This is a genomic window from Gimesia maris, from assembly GCF_008298035.1.
Lineage (GTDB): Bacteria > Planctomycetota > Planctomycetia > Planctomycetales > Planctomycetaceae > Gimesia > Gimesia maris.
The window spans coordinates 5907663-5927864 of the sequence record NZ_CP042910.1; the positions used below are offsets into that span (position 1 = coordinate 5907663).

16 protein-coding genes are annotated in these 20202 nt (G+C 49.0%); 9 read left to right on the forward strand and 7 right to left on the reverse strand.

Features of this window, described 5'->3' with window-relative positions; translation table 11 throughout:
- The first annotated feature begins 24 nt into the window (after positions 1–24).
- Together GmarT_RS21815 and GmarT_RS21820 are read left to right on the forward strand one after the other, a co-directional pair.
- Positions 25–3768, forward strand: a complete 3744-nt coding sequence (locus GmarT_RS21815; RefSeq protein WP_002645772.1) for a coiled-coil domain-containing protein — start codon at positions 25–27, stop codon at positions 3766–3768.
- Complete coding sequence (locus GmarT_RS21820; RefSeq protein WP_002645771.1) at positions 3768–4487, forward strand: hypothetical protein; 720 nt, start codon at positions 3768–3770, stop codon at positions 4485–4487. The genes GmarT_RS21815 and GmarT_RS21820 overlap by 1 nt, the downstream gene beginning before the upstream one ends.
- Positions 4488–4555: 68 nt before the next feature.
- On the opposite strand, the gene GmarT_RS21825 is transcribed toward GmarT_RS21820, so the two are convergent.
- Entirely contained in the window at positions 4556–4897 is a 342-nt protein-coding gene (locus tag GmarT_RS21825; protein WP_149303229.1) for a hypothetical protein, read from the reverse strand.
- A 155-nt stretch (positions 4898–5052) separates the two neighbouring features.
- The gene (locus tag GmarT_RS21830; RefSeq protein WP_149303231.1) at positions 5053–5646 is read right to left on the reverse strand and encodes a hypothetical protein; all 594 of its coding nucleotides are present in this window, start codon (positions 5644–5646) and stop codon (positions 5053–5055) included.
- Between the two features lie 411 nt (positions 5647–6057).
- Between GmarT_RS21830 and GmarT_RS21835 the strand changes: the two genes are divergently transcribed.
- On the forward strand, positions 6058–6603 hold the full coding sequence (locus GmarT_RS21835; protein ID WP_081459449.1) for a sigma-70 family RNA polymerase sigma factor: 546 nt from the start codon (positions 6058–6060) through the stop codon (positions 6601–6603).
- Positions 6603–8273: a hypothetical protein gene (locus GmarT_RS21840; RefSeq protein ID WP_002645767.1), complete on the forward strand. Its 1671-nt coding sequence runs from the start codon at positions 6603–6605 to the stop codon at positions 8271–8273. The genes GmarT_RS21835 and GmarT_RS21840 overlap by 1 nt, the downstream gene beginning before the upstream one ends.
- Positions 8274–8568: 295 nt before the next feature.
- Here GmarT_RS21840 and GmarT_RS21845 read toward each other — a convergent pair whose 3' ends face one another.
- On the reverse strand, positions 8569–9258 hold the full coding sequence (locus GmarT_RS21845) for a FadR/GntR family transcriptional regulator (RefSeq protein WP_044237376.1): 690 nt from the start codon (positions 9256–9258) through the stop codon (positions 8569–8571).
- 201 nt (positions 9259–9459) lie between these two features.
- Here GmarT_RS21845 and GmarT_RS21850 point away from each other — a divergent pair, with 201 nt between their 5' ends.
- The gene (locus GmarT_RS21850) at positions 9460–10290 is read left to right on the forward strand and encodes an HpcH/HpaI aldolase family protein (RefSeq protein WP_002645765.1); all 831 of its coding nucleotides are present in this window, start codon (positions 9460–9462) and stop codon (positions 10288–10290) included.
- Complete coding sequence (locus tag GmarT_RS21855; RefSeq protein ID WP_002645764.1) at positions 10287–12623, forward strand: aminotransferase class III-fold pyridoxal phosphate-dependent enzyme; 2337 nt, start codon at positions 10287–10289, stop codon at positions 12621–12623. Before GmarT_RS21850 ends, GmarT_RS21855 begins: the two co-directional genes overlap by 4 nt.
- A gap of 14 nt (positions 12624–12637) precedes the next feature.
- Here GmarT_RS21855 and GmarT_RS21860 read toward each other — a convergent pair whose 3' ends face one another.
- From GmarT_RS21860 to GmarT_RS21875, 4 genes are all read right to left on the reverse strand, one after another.
- Entirely contained in the window at positions 12638–13576 is a 939-nt protein-coding gene (locus GmarT_RS21860; protein WP_002645763.1) for an SPFH domain-containing protein, read from the reverse strand.
- A gap of 213 nt (positions 13577–13789) precedes the next feature.
- The gene (locus GmarT_RS21865) at positions 13790–13987 is read right to left on the reverse strand and encodes a FeoB-associated Cys-rich membrane protein (RefSeq protein WP_002645762.1); all 198 of its coding nucleotides are present in this window, start codon (positions 13985–13987) and stop codon (positions 13790–13792) included.
- Positions 13988–14035: 48 nt separating this feature from the next.
- Positions 14036–16339 carry a ferrous iron transport protein B gene (gene feoB / locus GmarT_RS21870; protein ID WP_002645761.1) on the reverse strand — a complete coding sequence of 768 codons (2304 nt, stop codon included), beginning with the start codon at positions 16337–16339 and terminating at the stop codon, positions 14036–14038.
- Positions 16340–16412: 73 nt separating this feature from the next.
- On the reverse strand, positions 16413–16637 hold the full coding sequence (locus GmarT_RS21875; RefSeq protein WP_002645760.1) for a FeoA family protein: 225 nt from the start codon (positions 16635–16637) through the stop codon (positions 16413–16415).
- A gap of 660 nt (positions 16638–17297) precedes the next feature.
- Here GmarT_RS21875 and GmarT_RS21880 point away from each other — a divergent pair.
- The 3 genes from GmarT_RS21880 to GmarT_RS21885 all read left to right on the forward strand — a co-directional run bounded on the left by GmarT_RS21880 (position 17298) and on the right by GmarT_RS21885 (position 19984).
- Positions 17298–18224 carry a DUF1559 domain-containing protein gene (locus GmarT_RS21880; RefSeq protein WP_002645759.1) on the forward strand — a complete coding sequence of 309 codons (927 nt, stop codon included), beginning with the start codon at positions 17298–17300 and terminating at the stop codon, positions 18222–18224.
- Between the two features lie 164 nt (positions 18225–18388).
- Complete coding sequence (locus GmarT_RS29590) at positions 18389–18553, forward strand: hypothetical protein (protein WP_002645758.1); 165 nt, start codon at positions 18389–18391, stop codon at positions 18551–18553.
- 504 nt (positions 18554–19057) lie between these two features.
- Positions 19058–19984, forward strand: coding sequence for a DUF1559 domain-containing protein (locus GmarT_RS21885; protein WP_002645757.1), 927 nt, complete (start codon positions 19058–19060; stop codon positions 19982–19984).
- Positions 19985–20202: the final 218 nt, after the last annotated feature.

Consider the following 20202-nt stretch of genomic DNA (forward strand, 5'->3'; position numbering starts at 1 on the left):
ATCAGTTTTCCTGAAACCGGTATCATGCAACATTCCATTCGAGCACAACTGGAACAACTGCATCACAAGATTCGCCAGCTCATCTGGCTGAATGGATTGTGCTGGGGACTGACCCTGTTTCTCGGGCTCGCAGCATTGATCATCAGTCTGGACTGGATGCTGAATATTTCAGATCCCGCCAGCAGACTCCTGCTCGGTCTTGCAGCAGGTTCCAGTGTGATCTGGATCCTCTGGAAACATCTCATCATCCCGTTAAAAACCCCTCTGACCGATTTAGACCTGGCGCTCAAAATTGAACGTCGCTACCCGACATTGCGAGACAGTTTTTCCAGCAGCATTCAGTTTGATCACCAGTCCAACACTCAGTTTGCCGGTTCAACACAGATGCGTCAGGCTGTGATCGAAGATGCCTATCAACGTGCCTCTCAGATTAATTTTCTGGAACTGATTGATACACACCCCCTCAGAAAGATTATGTTTTCTGCTACTCTGCTCTGTCTGATCACAGCCTTCTTAACCCTGCTGCATCCGCAGGTAGTGATCCTGGGGCTTCACCGCCTGATACTCCCTTTCTCGGCACCGGACTGGCCTCAACGGGTTGAACTGCTGATCCTGGACGAAAAACTGGTTCCCATCGAAACCGGGCCAGACAATCCCTACCAGGTAGTCGAAGGACAGACATTTCAGTTTTTTGTTGAAAACCGCAAAGGCACTCCTCCCGACGATCTTCGTCTCGAATATCAGTCCCGTCAGAAAGAACAGTCTGCGGGTAAAATTTATTCTGACCCCCTGCGTATTGTATCGGTTCCCGATAATTCGGGAGTCACACATGATCTGGGCACAGGTTCTTTAGTCATCACAAACAAACTGCTCAAACTGCGCGCAGTTGGCGGTGATGATACCCACATGCCCTGGCTCAATATTGTCTCGGTCCCTCCCACCATGATTCGTCTGAAGCAGGTCAGACTTATTCCTCCCGCTTACTCGCAGCTTTCCGAAGAAATCCTCCCCACCGGAATAGGCAACTTCAAAGCGCTGGTCGGCACGCGTGTTGAGTTTAAAGCCAGTTCTAACAAACTGTTGAAAACGGTAGACCTGCGGATTAAAAACAGCGAACCTGTATCCCTTAAATTACAACCGGATCGTAAACATTTTTCAGGTACCTTTGTTGTCAATGCGCCGGGAACCTATTCCTACTGGTTCGAAGCGGAAAATGATCAGGGATTTAAACCACCCACTCCCGATCATTTTGAAATCACTGCAATCAGCGATGACGTACCGGAAATTTTTCTGGAAGTTCCCGATACCGACCTGCAAGTGACACCCACTGCTCAAATCCCTCTCAAAGTCGTTGTTCATGATGACCTGGGGATCGAAGATGTTCTCATCCGCTATCAGAAATCTTCCAGCCAGGAGACTCTCTCGCGCGCCCTGCGTACAGACCGTGAAAACTTTTCTTTTCGCCTGCCATTTCCCCCGGAGCCGGCAGCAAACCAGCGGCAAAACCAGTTGAAGGACCTGACGCTGACAGACAACTGGAAGCTCTCTGAACTGGCGCTTAAAGAAGGGGATCGGATTATTTTTCGGGCCGAAGCCCGTGATCTATTCCAGGACAGTTCCGCAACCAGTTCACAGGAAGCGCAACCTGCAGACTCCCATACAGGAACCAGTATTTCTCGAGTTTTGACCATTGTCAGCCCGCAGTTCAAAGCCAATGAACTGGCGAATCGTCAGGCAAACCTGCTGGAAGAACTCGCCCGTATCCTGAAAGACCAGAGACTGCTGCGAACGGAAATCAAAGACGTTCAGCATCAACTGCAGCGCGTAGGCCAGGCACGTACCGAAGAAATTGATACAATCAAACAGGTGGAAATGGATCAGAAGCGGATTGCATCGCAACTCCACAGCCCCCGGACTGGTCTGGAGCAACGCTCCAGTGAACTGCTGCAGGAACTGGAATGGAATGGCATTGAAGATCCGGCCATGCAGCAACGACTCGCAGAACTCAACACGGAACTTTCCCAGTTGAATCAGCAGGTCTTCCCGGAGATCCAGGAGCAGATCACACAGGCTCGAAAAAAAATGCTGGCTAAAGTGGATACACAACCATCCCGGGAGCCGGGCACAACATCATCCAGCAAAGAAACTAAGTCTACCGCTGCTGAAGAGAACAAGAGCACAAAAGATGGAGCGGAAACAACACCCCTGGAATCATTAACCATCGCGGGGAATGGTCAACAGCGTGTGATTGAAAGGCTGGATCATGTCTTAAAATCACTGGCGCAGTGGCAGCAGACCAGGGATCTGGTTTCCGAACTGGATGAACAGATCCAGCAGCAGGCAGACATTCAAAATCAGACAGAAAAGCTGGCCAGGAAAACGATTACCAAAACCTTTGGGAAGCTGAAACTGCAGGAACAGGCAGACCTGGAAAAACTTGCTCATCGCCAGGAGCAACAGGCCGATCAGTTTAAAGCCTTCCGCAACCTGCTTGATACATTAAACGACCAGGAACAGGAAATCGCCCATTCCGAACGGCAGCGAAACCAGGAAGCAATCGACTTCCTGCGGAAAAATTCGATTCCCGAAGTCATGAAACAGACCGCAGACAGAATAAAACAGAATCAGGTGGGGCAGGCATTACAGGAACAGCAGCAACTTCAGGAATCGATGCAGAAATTAAAAAATATTTTCGAAAACCAACCCGTCAATTCGACTGCAGAATTGTTAAATCAATTGATAAAAAGTGAGCAGGAATTAAACCTGATCAAACAGAAACAGGAGGAAATATTACAAAAACTGAAGAAAGCGGAGAATGCACCTGATAGTGAAGAAAAAGAGGCCGAACTGCAGAAGTTAAGAAAACAGGAGCAGGAACTGAAACAGCAGATGCAACAGCTGGAACTGAAACTGCAGCGACTCAGCCTCAATAAAGCAGCGGATTCGATGCAGCGCAGCGGCCGGCGAACATCGCAGATCGACAATGCATTACAACAGGGAAATACGGAAGAAGCACAGGAACAGATCCAGGAATCGCTTGATGATCTGGAGCAGGCACAACGTGAACTGGCAGCCCGTCGCAACGAGCTGGAGGAATCTCTGGCCTTTGAAGAATTCATCAAGCTGGAATCAGAAATCAAAGGACTGATTGAACGGCAGCAGTCGGTAATTGAAGAGACCGTCCGGCTGGAACAGGAACGCATTTCACGTGGTCGCTGGTCTCGGGGACAGTTGAAATCTCTGAAACTGCTACAGCAGACCGAACAGGACCTGCAGCTGCAGTCCGTCAAAGTAGCAGAAAAACTGTCGAAAGCCCCTGTCTTTAAACTGGCGATGGAGAAAGCAATCGATCAACTGGAATTGGCTGTCGACCGCCTGGATCAGAGGCTGACGGACCAGCAGACGCTAAGCGCCGAACAGAATGCCCAATCCAGATTCAAAACTCTGCTGCAAGCCCTGAATGCCAAAACGGAACCAGTACAGACAGAACAGCAGCCAGGCGATGGCCAGCAGTTGATGCCCTCCGATCAGATTCCCATCATCGCACAACTTCGTTTACTCAAGCTTCTGCAAGAGGATATTCTTGAGCGGACGACAGAGTTTAATGACACTCTGACTCCACAAAAACAATTAACGGCACAGCAGCTTGAATTAAGAAAGCAACTTTCAAAAGAACAGGCTGATCTGGCAGAACTCTCTCAGAAAATATTAGAGCTCTTTAATCAACTCCTGCCGGACAACCCGGAAGAAAATCTTGAGATCCAATAATGCAGATGAGAAACTCAAAATCAATACCGTTCCTGTATCTGCTGGCGATCAGTACGACCATCGTCTTTACTGTCTTAGAACAGCCGACGAACGCAGATGAAAGTTCTGAAAAAAAAGAACCCGTCAAAACTCAGAGAGCAGAGTCAGAACCGGACGAACCTGCCGACAAAATCCAACCGGACAAAGACCAGTCTGATAAGCAGGTAGAAAAGCTCAAAAAATGGGCTCAAAAAAATCAATTACCGATTGAACCCATCATTAAAGAGATGGAACGTGCCGGCAAACTGATTGAAAAGCAGGATGGCGGGAAAGAAGTGCAACAGGTTCAGAAACAGGTTGTGGAAGACCTGGAAAAACTGATTCGCCTGGTCGAACAGGCACCCAAAACTTCGATGCGTCTGCAAAATCAGAATAATCAGCAGCAACAGGAACAGCAGCAGAAACGACAGGATCGTGAAGGGATGCAGAAACAGAACAATGAGAATCAGCTCTCTCAAGGACCTGCGCGGCAGTCCACCGACCGCCAGAATGAAGGCCAGGTAACTCCCGGCAACCTGAATGCAAAAAGCAACTATGCCAAAGATGCGTGGGGACATCTGCCACCCGCGATGAGACAGCAGTTATTGAACATCTACACCGAGAAATTTCTTCCCCAGTACGAAGATCAGGTGCGACGTTATTATGAGGCTCTGGCAGAAAAGAAAAAACGTACTCCCTGACTGTTTCGGGAAAGCCAGGGAAGTACGTTTTCAGAGAGCAAAATTAGTCAGGCATATCAGACTAATGATCAGGGGGCGACGACATTGAATGTATCACTTCGATAAATCGTCGTATCATAGCTGTTTCCACTATACAGACGCACGTAATTCCAGCGACGGGCTCCCCGTAAAGCGAATCCGGGAGTTGTCGCCAGTTCTGGTGTGCGATAAGCAGAACGACTTTCCGGGCGAGGATAACGGGCAGCGACCTCTGGTGGCAACTCATGGCTGTAATAGGAACGGCCGAATGTCCAGTTTTCTGCTTCTGCAGACTGAGTTCCGCTGCCAATGCTCAGAGTGGCTGTTAAGATTCCAAGCATCAATAATCGTGTGGTTGACTTTCCGATTTTTGCAGAGTGTTGGAATTTCATAAGACTCACCTCTTCAATGTTGTTCAACATGTTGATTTTTTGCAACACGCTGATACTGTTTTGAAACGAATGTTGAATCGAATCAACATTCACTCTTCAATTCAGGGGATGAAGAAGTAAGACGCAGATTGTATGCCAGTCACGAACCAAATCACTCAGTCGAGCGGAATACCTGCTTTCTTATAGAGCTCTGCTTTTTTCCTGTTATCCTGGAGAACCAGGATATTTCCGGACTCTGCATCGTAGCCATACATTTTGTAAGGCGGGAGTTCTGCGAATTCGATGCGATTCTCTTTCATCATCTGCATATATTCATCGTAAGTGGGGAATCGGTCATTCAGCGCTTTGTGCGCTTTAATCGCCTGCTGCATTCCCAATGTGCTGACCCGGGACGCCATGGAAACATAAGCACTGCCAGCCTGGGTGAAAGGGTCGCCCCCTTTGATTTTGCCATCCACAACTTCAATATCCGGATTTTCCAATGCTTTTTTTGCATCCACTACAACAGCGGTGGTCTTGTGGATAATACTTTTCTTGTCTTCATTTGCATTGCCTCCCTGTTCGTCGGCAGCCGCATTTTCTGCTACCGGTTCTTGAGGCGCTTTGCTTTGCGGTTTATCTTCGATTGTTTCTCCCTGTTGACGGGCGATTTCTTTTGGATCCTTACATCCATTACCTGCCAGCATGACCATCACTGCTGCTAACAGCAGGCTGGTCGCATCAAACATTCTTCGGGTCTTTTTTTTCATCGGACACACTCGTTTATTTTTTAATGCTGAGATACTGGAAACGACACGCTCTGAACTGACAGAGTACCATAACCAGATAATTGTTTCATCCAAATCCTGGCGATTCAAGCAAGGGAAATAGCAGTAGAATCCAGAAGTAAATTCGCTGGTTTCCGAATTCCAGTGAGGATTTTACATATTTCGCAATTTTATATGGTAAATGTCATTGGTTTGAGAACAAGTTTCAATAAGCAGGCAGAATTTTACTGACAATATACTAACCATTTGTATTGATAATGACATAAGAATTGGCGAAGATTTCCGTTCTAAAGCAAAGTTTGCTTCTATTTAATTTTAATGGCCCTTTGATTTCATTATGATTAAACGATTGCAAATCGCCAAAGCCTCTTACGAACGGAGTTCCCGACTTTTATGTCGACTTCCACATCGTCTTTACATCCAGATACAAGGGGTTTGTTTACATCTTTACTGAGTAAAGATCGTTTACGGATTTTCGGTTATATCCGAACACTCGTCCCCAATAATTCAGATGCAGAAGATGTTTATCAGCATGTCTGTTTAACACTGTGGAATAAGTTCGATGAATTTGATCAGGACCGGGACTTTTTCTCCTGGGCCTGTGGAGTCGCTTTTTTTACTGTTTGCAATTATCGAAGAAGTATTGGAAGAGATCGACATTTTTTCAATCAGGAACTCATTGAAACCATGTCCCATGAACGTGAAGAACATTTAAACAACCACGATATTCGCCTCGATTTTCTGCAGGACTGCATGCAGAACTTGAATTCCTCAGACCAGCAGTTACTAAAAAATGCAGTATACGAAAATCAGTCGGTGAAAGAGATCGCCAAAACTGCAGGAAAAACAATCCAAACCCTTTATAACCGCCTCTCACTCCTCAGACGTGAACTGGCGGCTTGTATATCCCGTAAGCTTCAAAGTGAGCGTCAACAATAATGTCGGTACAGGAAATTCCCCCGGAATTCGAAGAATTGTTGAATCGGCTACTCGATAGCCCGGAGGGAGAGTTTTCACCTACCGAGTTCGAAGCATTTCAAAACATTCTGAAAAGCAGCCCCGATGCGATGCACCAGTATTTTGAGTACATCGACATCAATACCGGTATCAAATCAGACTGGAACGAACGACTCCAGTCCCTTGAACAGATCGTGACGCGAGAAACTCCAGTTTCTGTGCGTTCCCCTTCCGTTGCACAGATTCACGCACCAGGCCCACGACGTTCCCAATACATAAACTACGCGCTGGTGGCTGCTGCATCCATGATGGTCTTCCTGCTCATGGAATGGTTGGTTTCGGGACACTTCTTCTGGGATCAGCCCCAGATCGCTCAGACAGAAACCGCTGTTGTCAACCTCCCCTATATCGCGACGCTCACACGTGCCACCGATTGTGTCTGGGGAGGAGACGCTCCTCCTAAATTTTCAGGACAGCGACTGTTATCACAAGACCTCTTCCTTGAAGAAGGATATGCAGAATTTCGCTTCGATACCGGCGTCCGCCTTGTGATCGAAGGCCCGACCAAAATCAAAATGGATTCTGCCTGCTGTGCCACCGTTTCCTCCGGGAAGGTTGTCCTGCATGGGTACGAAGCAGCTCCGGAATTTGCATTAATCACACCCCAACTGACGTTTCACGATATTGGAACAGAATACGGCGCTAAAATCGACGCCGATGGCGAAGTCGATCTGCACGTATTCGAAGGGGCTGTACGCGTTGATCCCAATCAGGACAATCAAATGTTCGTTGCATCCATCATTATCAAAGAGGGTCAGGCAAAACAGCTCAAAGAGGACCGGATCGACGATATTCAGATCAAACCGGAAGATTTTAAACGCGAAGTCCCCACCAATCCCAAAAACATTCAGGCGATTCGAGAAGAAACCAGGGCCTACGACAGCTTTCACCCTGCCATCATCAGTGATCCGGAAAGTTTTTCAGACTGGAGAAATGCCGGAATGGGCTGGAAGAACCCCTGGCGAAACAAGTTGAATGGCGGAGAACCGGCCCACGGTGACAGCCAGCCCCTTAACTCACTGACGGGTTCGAAACTGGCCGAGGATCAACTGGGGCTCGTTGAACTGAGAAAAGGGAATACCGCCTGGCGCACCCTGGAAAAGCCGGTCCGCATGAATAAAGATGCGATCTACTACTTAAGCTTCTACATGCAGAAACAGAATTCCGGAAAAGCATCAGATAAGCAATATGGGAACCTCTCCCTGATGACATTTACACCGGCACAATCTCAGAATAAAATATTAATCGGCATGAGTTCCCACAATTTCTCCACCCTGCAGGCAGGAATGCAGGTCATCGAGAACGCTCCACCGTTACAGACGAATAAGAATTATTTCTTTGTCGCCAAGATTGTTGCCAGCGAGAATGCTTCAGATCAGATTTTCATGCGTGCTTTCGCGCCGGAAGAAACGATCCCCGGCCATGAGCCCCCCGTCTGGACTTGTGCATCGGATCCATTCAAGGACTCCTCCGTGTACGATCAGGTCAGACTGCACGCCGCCCGCAATGCAGAATTTCTGTTTGACGAACTACGCATCGGCACCACCTGGGATTCGGTAATCAATACTCAATCTCCAGAACTCGCTCCCTGAGAGTCAGCCCGAATCAGATTCGCCTGTTTTTTTTGCCCGAGCGTCCTGCGAACTGGTGACGCTTCAACAGGCGAATCTCCGTTCCAGACGATACGGGATTCACCTCATATATCGCGATTTCACGATAAATTTATTTTTCTCAGCTTTTTGGTAGTAAAAATTGAATCTCGACAGACAATCTCTTTACAGCAGGCGACCCTTGATTGTGAGCAGGCATAATTCACCTGATTTTCAGGTATTTTAATCATCTAGTCCCTGAACGGTGGGGCTTGAGTATTTTGCTCAAGCCCCATTTTTATTCTGGTTGAACTTCTGAAACAAGCCCCTGGAACTGCATTCGGATCATCACACGCGCATGCTCCAGATCACGATTGCGAATCGCAGCTGCCAGCTCTGAATGTTCCCAGATAATCCGCGATTTCTGGTCTGAACTGGAATGACCGGTTCCAGAAATGTTCCGAAAATACTTTGCCAGAATCTGCTGCATGCCCGCCACATAGACAGAATTTGTCATTTCCAGTACCAGTGAATGAAATGCCAGATCAAGTTCTATTTCCTGTTCCCAATCTTCCTGCTCCAGATATTGCTCCATCTCTGCAACGATCAGATCCAGTCGGTCCAGTTGATCCTCAGTCGCATACTTGACCGCCAGTTCGATGGCACCAATCTCCAATACATAGCGCAACATTCCCAGTTCACGTTGCTCCTGCTCAGAGACAGCCAGTAAGGGAATGCTGTCCGAAAGCAACTGCATCAAGTCAGGACGTTGTACAACCAGCCCTTTCCGTTGCCTGACATCCAGAATGCCCAGGGCACGTAACCGGCTGACCGCTTCCCTGACAATGGGCCTGGAAACCTGGTATTCCTCTGCCAACTGCCCCTCGGTCATGAAAACATGGCCTTCAGGCAACTGTTCTTTCATGATCCTTCGACGGATTTTCTCCGCCAGTACTGTCGCCATCGAATTTTGTAGTGGTTCGGCCATATTGCAGATATTATCATACATTTAAGCAATAGCTGTCAATTTCCAGATATAAAATTCCACGCGAAACAACAGCCTTAACGCAACAATTAATAGCTTAACTTAATATTTCCGCCATCACACTTGCAGTCTTTATTATCATATAATAACGTAATATCTTGAAATATTCTCACTCCTCTAAAATCCAGAAACAGGAATGACTCGATGAGAGCCAGCCGCATCAAACACAAGCTCAGCCAGAACGAACCGGTCCTGATTACTCAATTGCATCTGCTGGACCCTTCACTGTTTGAGCTCACCAGCCTGATGGGCTTTGATGGTATCTGGATGGACATGGAGCACCATACCTATAGCCTGGAGACAGCCACACAACTGATGCGGGCGGCACGCATCGGCTCCTCAGATATTCTTGCCCGGCCTGCGAATGGGGAATTCATGAGAATCGGTCGCATGCTCGAGGCCGGTGCGCAAGGCATCATGTACCCTCGCTGCAGCAATGCAGCGGAAGCAGCAGAAGTCGTAAAATGGTCCAAGTTCGCTCCACTGGGGAAACGAGGCTTCGATGGTTCAGGAGCGGACATGCCTTATTGCACCATGCCTGTCTCAGACTATGTGCAACAGGCGAATGAAAACACTTTCATCACCATCCAACTCGAAGAACAGTCCGCCGTCGACCAGGCGGAAGAAATCGCCGCGGTTCCCGGCGTCGACGCGTTAATGCTGGGCCCTGCCGATTTTTCAATACTCGAAGGTTTCCCCGGTCAGTTCAATCATCCACAAATGCAGACTGCCATCGAGACGATTGCCACCGCTGCAGCCAATCAGGGAAAACACTGGGGCATGCCCACTTTTAACCTGGAACATGCCCAGCAGCTTCTGCAGCGGGGCGCCAGAATGCTGTACCACATGGCTGATATCATTTTCGTGAAAAATGGCCTTGAACAGATGCAGCAGCAATTCAGCCAGATCGGATTTACATTCGAAAATCAACTGAAAGATTCAGCCACTCACTACACGCAGGGAAAGAAATCATGACTGAGTTTTTACCCGACGATCAGGAACTGTTTGCCAGCCAGCTCAAAGACTTTGTTCCCCCTGACAGCTTTGACGCCCATGCCCACCTCTACCGGCCACAGGATGCCATCTCCGCCCTGCCCCCCGCAGCAGAAAACGAACAGGGCTTTTCAGGCTGGAACGAATACTGTGAGAACCTGGAACTCTGGATGGGCTCACTGCGTCCTTCAGCCGGACTGTTTTTTGCCATCCCGAAGCCTACCCTGGATCGCAAGCCGGCGAATCAGTTCATTCTGAGCGAGTTAGCAGATCAGCCTGGCTGTCGAGCACTTCTGCTGGTCACTCCTGAAGATTCGCCCGAAGAAGTCGAAGCACAAATTCTCGCAGGCAAGTATAGCGGCTTTAAAGTTTACCACGTCTATGCCAATCGAAAAGATACCCTGCAGGCAGAACCCCAGGAGTACATTCCGGAATGGGTCTGGGAACTTTCAAACCGTTACAGCCTGGCCATCATGCTTCACATGGTTCGCGCCCGGGCGATGGCAGACCCCATCAATCAGTCCTACATCCGTGAACACTGTCTGCAATACCCGGATGCGAAACTCATTCTCGCACATGCCGCCCGGGGGTTCTGTGGAAACCATACCACGGAAGGCATCGCATCACTCCGTGGGATCGACAATGTCTTCTTCGACACTTCTGCCATTTGTGAACCACAGCCTTTCGAAGCCATCCTGCGAGAATTTGGTACCAGCCGCCTGCTGTTCGGAACCGATTTTTCTGTCAGCGAAATTTTTGGCCGCTGCGTGAGCATTGGCGATGGTTTCTTCTGGCTGGGCGAAGAGAATGTGAACTGGGAATCGACGACCTTCGCTAAACCGGTTCGCGTGGGACTGGAATCGCTACTGGCAATCAAACAGGCCTGCCATACACTGCGACTGAACGACGCGGACATCGAACGTATCTTCTGCTTTAATGCCCGTGCCATGCTGGGGATTGAAACGAGCTCAACCAAAAACAAAACCCAGGAAACCTACAAACGGGCCAAACAGTTAATTCCCGGCGGTACCCAGTTGCTGAGCAAGCGGCCTGAAATGTTTGCCCCGGACTGCTGGCCTGCTTACTTCCGGGAAGCGAATGGCTGCGAAGTCATCGACCTCGACGGAAAAACCTATCACGACCTGGCAACCTCGGGCATCGGGTCCTGCCTGCTCGGCTATCGGGACCTCGATGTGACCGACGCCGTTGTCCGCCGTGTTCAACTGGGCTCGATGAGCTCGCTGAATTCACCAGAAGAAGTGGAACTCGCCGAGTTGCTGACCAGCCTCCACCCCTGGTCTGACCAGGCCCGCTTCTGCCGGACCGGCGGAGAATCGATGGCCATCGCTGTCCGTATTGCCCGCGCGAAAACCGGACGCGATGAAATTGCCTTGTGTGGCTATCATGGCTGGAGCGACTGGTACCTCGCGACAAACCTGCCTCGCAAATCGAACGAGTCTGGAACCTCTCTCGATAAACATCTCCTGCCGGGCCTGGATCCGTCCGGGGTTCCTTCTGGCTTGTCTGAAACCACGCATCCCTTTACCTACAATGACATCGACGGCCTGAGAAAGATTATTCAAGAACGGGGCTCAAAACTGGCAGCGGTCGTTATGGAGCCGACTCGTTTCATTCACCCCGACCCCGGCTTTCTGGAAGCAGTTCGCGAACTCTGTGATGAATGCGGCGCGGTTTTCGTGATTGATGAAATCACAACAGGCTGGCGTCTCGCGATGGGGGGCGCTCACCTGCACTATGGAATTGAACCGGACATCGCCGTTTTCGCCAAAGCGTTAGGAAACGGGCATCCGGTCGCAGCCATCATCGGCAGGCGTTCCGTGATGGATGCAGCCGAAACGTCATTCATCTCCAGCACCTACTGGACCGAAGGCGTGGGCTCAACGGCTGCATTGGCCACCATTCAGAAAATGCAGACTGTCAACGTCCGCGAACACATTCAGCAGACTGGTGAGGCCTTCCGCTCAGGCTGGCTGGAGCTCGGCCGGCAACACGACATACCGGTGAAAGCCGTCGGACATGCCGCTCTGCTGCACCATCAGTTTGACCATCCCCAGGCAGCCGAACTGGGAACGCTGTTTACCATTCGCATGCTGGAAAAAGGTTTCCTGACCGGCAGTGGCTTTTACCCCACGCTCGCCCATCAGCCACGCCACATCCAGAATTATTTTGCTGCTGCTGACCCGGTTTTTGCGGAACTCGCAGCGGCACTTTCATCTGGTGACTTATCCAGCCGGCTCAAAACGCCCGTCAGACATTCCGGTTTCGCCCGACTGACGCCGAGCCCGAAAACATAACTGCCGGTCTTATTTTAAGCACCTGACGAACCCGTATTCACCACCGGCTGTGTATGACGGTCACTGCATAAGACAACCAGCAGATTGGAGACCAGTGCTGCGCGACGGTCTTCATTCAGTTCCACAATTTTCCCCGCAGACAAGTGCTGCAGTGCCATGTCCACCATTCCAACAGCCCCCTCTACGATTTTGGTCCGGGCTGCCACGACGGCCTGCGCCTGCTGTCGCTGCAACATCGCAGCGGCAATCTCCTGTGCATAAGCCAGATGACTGATCCGGGCCTCTATGACTTCCACACCTGCTTTATCCAGCCGCTCCTGAATATCCACCATCAGTTGATCACAGATATCCTGCGTATTACCTCTTAACGAGAGTTCATGGTCCTCACTGTCATAAGGATGACGACTGGCCAGGTTTCGTAACGCTGCTTCGCTTTGCACCGAGACAAAATCCTCGTAATCATCCACTTCGAACATTGCCTCTGCAGTATTCACCACCCGCCAGACCACAACCGCTGAAATATCAATCGGATTCCCGTCCCGGTCATTCACTTTGGAAGGACGCCCGCCTGACCTCGTTTTGTGCTGGATGATATTTCCCGCCTGATCTTTCTGCTCTGGCGTGGAAACCGAGCCCGTTTCAAAATTCCGGATCCGCAGGGAAATCTTCTTCTTGGAGTAAAACGGATTGACCCAGAAGAATCCGGACTGCATGACGGAGCCTTTATACTCTCCAAACAGCAGCAGAACCCGCGCCTGATTGGGGGCAATCGCCATGCAACCAAATAACCCGACCAGACAGGCAGGGCCAGTCATGACTCCCAGCAAAATCAGCAGCCCGCTCTCTGAAACAGCTCCAGCAACAAAAAGAAGCCCCGCTGCCAATATACCTGCGAGACAAACGGTCAGCGGAAACCAGCCCGACATTGGATGATAGACACGTTCTTCAGCCATTTTTACTCTCCCGGAATGAATTGTCTCGTTTCAGTGTGATATCCAGTGAAACGGACTCAAATCAAAAAAGGATTAAAAATAATCTCATCCCTGAAAAACAGCCTGTATGTGTATCTGGTTTTGTCTCACCAGAAGAAGGAGCACCTTCCCGGTACTGAAAATCAAGGGACTGAGTACCAGAGAGAGAGATCGCATGTACGGGAAAGCCAGAAGCTACTTCGTCTGTTTCAACTGATCCAGTGAAATAAAATTGGCAGGCTCCCGGGAAGACGAAGGGCAACCGGAGCAGGAACCGCCGACGCAACCCGAACGTTGTTTAAAAAAACGGATACTGCGCCGTACCAGAAACAGAACCGCAGCGGCGATAAAGAACACAGTAACCACCATTTGCCAGTCAATCTGATTCATCATTCCCCCCTTTCCTGCCAGAACAGTATTTCAAACCCCGAAACTTCTGATTCAGATAAACAGCATACCAACCTGGTAAGAAACCAGGGCGCCCAGATAAGCCAGCGTTGTCATGTAAGTAAAGGATACAATGGGCCAGACCCAGCTGTTCGTTTCCCGTCGCATCACCATCAAAGTCGCAGCGCACTGGGCACATAACGCAAAAAAGACCATGATCGAAATCGCCACGGGAATATTAAACACCTTCCGACCATCCGGCCAGGTCGCTGAACGAATCGAGCCGATCAATCCTTCGCTCTCTTCGTCCACATCTCCTCCCAGACTGTAGATCGTTCCCAGTGTCGAAATGATGACCTCCCGGGCAGGAAAAGAGGCAATCACGCCCACTCCGATTTTCCAGTCCCAGCCCAAAGGCCTCACTGCCGGCTCAATCAGATGACCGGCTTTCCCGAGATAACTGTTTTCGATCAGTTGGCCACTGACATGGTTCTGTCTTTCGTACAGCAACGATTGAGTTGACTCCAGATTATTCAACTGAACCTCCAGACTTTCCACTTTTTCCGGCGTCTCTATTTTCGCAGCTTCCAGTTGTGCTTCTGTTTTCTCTACCGAAGCATCTACTGTCTCAATCTGCTCCTGCAGTGTGAACTGCTCGCTGTGATCCCCGGGAAAATAGCCCGCAGCCCAGATCACGATCGAGGTTGCAAAAATCAGTGTTCCGGCTTTCACCACGAATGATTTTCCCCGGTTATACACGCGGTAAATCACATTTCGTGGCGAAGGCCATTTATACCCGGGCAGTTCCATCACAAAAGGAGCCACATCCCCTTTAAAGCAGACTCGCTTCAGGAACCAGGCCACGGGAATCGCGATCACGGCACCGATTGAGGACATCGCAAACAGCACAATGCCCTGCAGCGAAACGAAGGTCACTTCACCCAGTGAGAAATAAATGACATTGGGAATAAAAGCAGCGATGAACAGTGTATAAACGGGCCAGCGTGCCGAACAACTCATCAACGGTGCCACCAGGATTGTGGTCAGGCGTTCGTGACGATTTTCAATCACCCGCGTCGCCATAATGCCGGGGACAGCACAGGCATAGGATGACATGAGGGGAATAAACGATTTTCCACTCAGCCCCAGGCTTCGCATTAAGCGGTCCATAATATAAGCAGCGCGTGCCATATACCCGCTATCTTCCAGAACGGCGATGAAGAAATACAATATCACAATCTGAGGCAGGAAGATCAGCACGCCTCCTACTCCGGCAATCACACCATCGACCAGTAGACTTCGCAGAGGACCGGGAGCGATCAGCGACTCGATCGCTCCTCCCACCGCTGTCTGGGCGGCTTCGACCTGATCCATCAGCGGCCCGGCCCAGGTAAATACAGACTGAAACACAAAGAACATCAATACGATAAAGAAGATAAAACCGAAAGCCGGATGGGTCAGCCAGCGATCAATTTTATCCGAAGTCGTTTCCTGTTGAATTTCCGGTTGCTGAATCACTCCCTGTAATAATTCACGTGTCCAGCCGTAACGGACCCGGGCTTCGGTTGCAGGGACCGCACATCCCGCCTCTTTCAGACGCAGACGTGCCTGATGCAGATGCTCGATCAGACCGTTGTGGGTATGATGTTCAAAGTAAGATTCAACGTACCCACCCACATCCAGCAACAGACGGTCGACGAGAAAATCAGGAGGACTTTCATCCTGGTTTGACTCCAGCTTTTCCCGCAATTGTGCACGTTCTGTATAAAATGACTCCGGGAATAACTGCTGAACTTCATGCCGACTGCCCGGATCGATCTTCAGAATCGCCGCCTTAAGTTCTTTGATCCCTTTCCCATGATGGGCCTCGGTACAGACCACGGGCTGACCAAGTCGTTCGGACAAAGCAGTCGCATCAATCTCGATACCACGGGATCGCGCCAGGTCACACATATTCAAGACGAGCACTACCGGTGTCGAAAGATCAAGAATCTGGCTGAACAGATACAGGTTTCGTTCCAGGTTGGATGCATCCGCAATACAGATAATCGCATCAGGCCGCGGAACACCTTTCTGCCTGCCCAGCAGCACATCCACCGCCAGCATTTCATCGATTGATCTCGGTGCCAGACTGTAAGTACCAGGCAGGTCGACCAGGTCGATCTTGCGCCCCTCCCATGTCACGCTACCCACTTTCTTTTCAACCGTCACGCCGGGGAAATTGCCAATATGGGCGTGGCCGCCTGAAAGCTGGTTGAACAGCGTGCTCTTGCCCGTATTTGGATTGCCAATAATGGCAATCGTCATTTTCTGTTGTTGCACAGTTTGCTGCTTCGGAACGGTGGAAGGGTTGGTCATGGATTTTGAAATCTGAAAGCATGCTTTCGTCAGGAAGGACAGGCAGGACCCTCTGATTCAGAGGGGAGGGATTTTACACAATCTCGACTTCAACACACTTGGCCTCGTTTAAACGCAGGGATAACCGGTACCCTCGTACCGCATATTCCAGCGGGTCACCCAGTGGTGCTTTCCCCAGCAACTGAATCTGTTCTCCATCAATGAGCCCCATTTCCATCAGGCGAATGGAAATGGCGTCTTCACCTTTGATCTGTGTGATCCGTGCCACTTGACCTTTGATAAGTTGATTTAATGTCATCACAGTTAAGTAACTCAACACAATAGAAGTCGGAGGGTGGATATCATCTCGTGTGCTCTCAGCAGAGAGCACTCCAATATAAGGAAATTGAGACTCAGTTTCAACTAAGATCTGATATTTATCAATGGCTGAAATAGATGTAACCCTTTGCCCTGCTGAAGCAAATGTAATTTGAGATTATGCGGATTCTTCCGGGTTTCCACTAAGACGACCTGAGAAAAGAGCCGCACCGTGACATGTACAGAACAGGAATCTCTTTCCGATCAGTTATGGCGTTCCATTCGATATACATGCACATAAAAACATACTGTGATCATTAATTATGATGGTCTCATAAAGTTTTCGAGAAACCAGTGATTGTCTCTCCTCATGCAGACTTCTAAAATCCTGTGTGGTCTTAACCTGTTATCGATACTCATTTTTGCTCAACATAAACAGGTAATGACCTCCCCCTGAATCTGTATTTCCGCAAATGCCAGAGTAAGTTCTTTCAGGCTGGCACAATTATTAATTATACAGGAGGGCTCCGGCGCTCAACTGATTTCTCATCGTTACACATACTGTTTTATTACGCTCAAAGAATAATATAGATAGGATGCAGACTCTATTTTGTCGACAATTATGGTCGACGTCTTTTTCAACTTTTCAGGAGTTCAAGTAATGGAAAAAATGTTGCTCACAAGAAAGCGTGGTTTCACGCTTATCGAACTGCTGGTCGTGATTGCCATCATCGCGATTCTTATTGCATTATTATTGCCAGCAGTTCAACAGGCGCGTGAAGCCGCCCGTCGCTCGACATGCAAGAACAATCTCAAACAGATTGGTCTCGCATTGCACAACTATCACGACAACTTCAATATGTTTCCTCCGGGCGATGTCCGCAGAACTTATGGTTCCGGAGTTCAGTCATGGACGACCAGTCAACTGGGCTGGATTCCTCGCATTCTCCCTTTTCTCGATCAGGCTGTAATCTATAACCAGATCAACTTCGAGATGGAACACGGAGTCAGCGCTGCTCCTAACAACAGTCTCCGTGCGGAAAAAATTCCTGCCGTTCGCTGCCCCAGTGACTCTTCACGTCAGCCCTCTTCATCTTATGGTCCCACCAACTACCTGGCCTGTCGTGGTAATAATACTACCACCACAAGTAACAAAGGGACTTCCATGTTCTGGAACAACAGTGACGTCAGAATCCGCGACGTCGAAGACGGTACTTCGAATACCATGATGGTTTCAGAAACATTTGCCAGCGCTGACCTGTGTACGGAACAACCTTCAGGCGGCGTCTGTCCTGCCACATGTACGAAGTATACCGGAGGAGCACAACAGGGATACTCCTGGATGTATGCTTCATTATATGAAGCCGCCTACTACGGAACTGTTTACACCCCCAATAATAAACAACCAGACTGTGGTGGCAGTTCCAGCTCTCAGGCAGCACATCTGTCTGCTCGCAGTAAGCACACAGGTGGGGCTCATGTCCTGCTCGGCGACGGCTCCGTTCGCTTTGCCGGAGACAACATCGACACAACCATCTGGAGAAACCTCGGCAACCCCGCTGATGGAAATGTGCTGGGTGAGTGGTAAGCTTATCGCTTAAATCTGAAAAGCAGAATTTTCTCAACGCCACTTGATTCAAGAATCAGGTGGCGTTATTTTTAAAACAGTTATATTGATTATACCGGATCTCTCAGATGCGATTTCTGTAAGATCTTTCTTCGTTTCTCATAGCATAAAGAATTGAAACTATCATGATGCGCTACATTCTATCTATCCTGATTCTGACCTGTGTGACGACGTTCCTGCAAGGATGTGGAGGAGAAGAAGCTCCGCCGGAAGAAACCTTTAACGAAATGGATCAACTTGATCCCGCTGAAGAAGCTGCTGCCCAAAAGAAAGCAATGCAGGAAAACTGAGACTTTAAATTTATCAGGTTTAGACTGATCCAGACTGCAACGTCTCTGAATTGCCAGAGACCTTGCAGTCTTTTTTTATAAGCAATCCTGAACCGCAGCTGAAAATTGCTTTCCCGTAATACAGAGACAGCTTTTTTAAGAACTCTCAGTATTGTTCACCACTCTAAACCAACTGTACACAATCACTTAGATCAATTATTTCTGTTTCCTTTCAGCAGAATACACTGGATTTTTCCGTCTGATTCCACTATAGTAAGACAATCTATTTTACTGGTAATTTCATGTAGATTTCACATGCAATCGGCCAGAGAGAGGCTTCAAATCATTCACATTCGCGTGTTAACTCACAAACCGAAGCCTGAATTCAATTTCAAATATCTCTAATCTCAATTGAAAATTTATTGCTGCCCCAGAAGTTATCAATCTGGCAATGCGTTCGCACATCCATAAATTTACCCTACAAAATTTTCTCGTTTCATTTTCTATATTTTGGGAGTTCAAGTAATGGAAAAAATGTTGCTCACAAGAAAGCGTGGTTTCACGCTTATCGAACTGCTGGTCGTGATTGCCATCATCGCGATTCTTATTGCATTATTATTGCCAGCAGTTCAACAGGCGCGTGAAGCCGCCCGTCGCTCGACATGTAAGAACAATCTCAAACAGATTGGTCTCGCATTGCACAACTATCACGACAACTTCAATATGTTTCCTCCAGGAGATGTCCGCAGAACTTATGGTTCCGGAGTTCAGTCATGGACGACCAGTCAACTGGGCTGGATTCCCCGCATTCTCCCTTTTCTCGATCAGGCTGTGATCTACAATCAGATCAACTGGGAAATGGAACACGGAGTCAGCGCTGCTCCTAACAACAGTCTCCGTGCGGAAAAAATTCCTGCCGTTCGCTGCCCCAGTGACTCTTCACGTCAGCCCTCTTCATCTTATGGTCCGACCAATTACCTGGCCTGTCGTGGTAATAATACTACCACCACAAGTAACAAAGGGACTTCCATGTTCTGGAACAACAGTGACGTCAGAATTCGCGACGTCGAAGACGGTACTTCGAATACCATGATGGTTTCAGAAACATTTGCCAGCGCTGACCTGTGTACGGAACAACCTTCAGGCGGCGTCTGTCCTGCCACATGTACGAAATATACCGGAGGAGCACAACAGGGATACTCCTGGATGTATGCTTCATTATATGAAGCCGCCTACTACGGAACTGTTTACACCCCCAATAATAAACAACCAGACTGTGGTGGCAGTTCCAGCTCTCAGGCAGCACATCTGTCTGCTCGCAGTAAACACACAGGTGGGGCTCATGTTCTGCTCGGCGACGGTTCCGTTCGCTTTGCCGGAGACAACATCGACACAACCATCTGGAGAAACCTCGGCAACCCCGCTGATGGAAATGTGCTGGGTGAGTGGTAAGCTTATCGCTTAAATCTGAAAAGCAGAATTTTCTAATTATGAAACGCCATCCGGTCTTTTGATCGGGTGGCGTTTTTGCTTAAGGGTTTTCCCTGAAATTGGTTTATCATCAATCCATCACTCCCTTGTTAAACGACGGTCTGCAAGGGAGTTTTAACAATATTTTGAAACCGTACCGTGGAGGGAAACCCTGTTTTTCAGTTTGTTTCTATTAAATC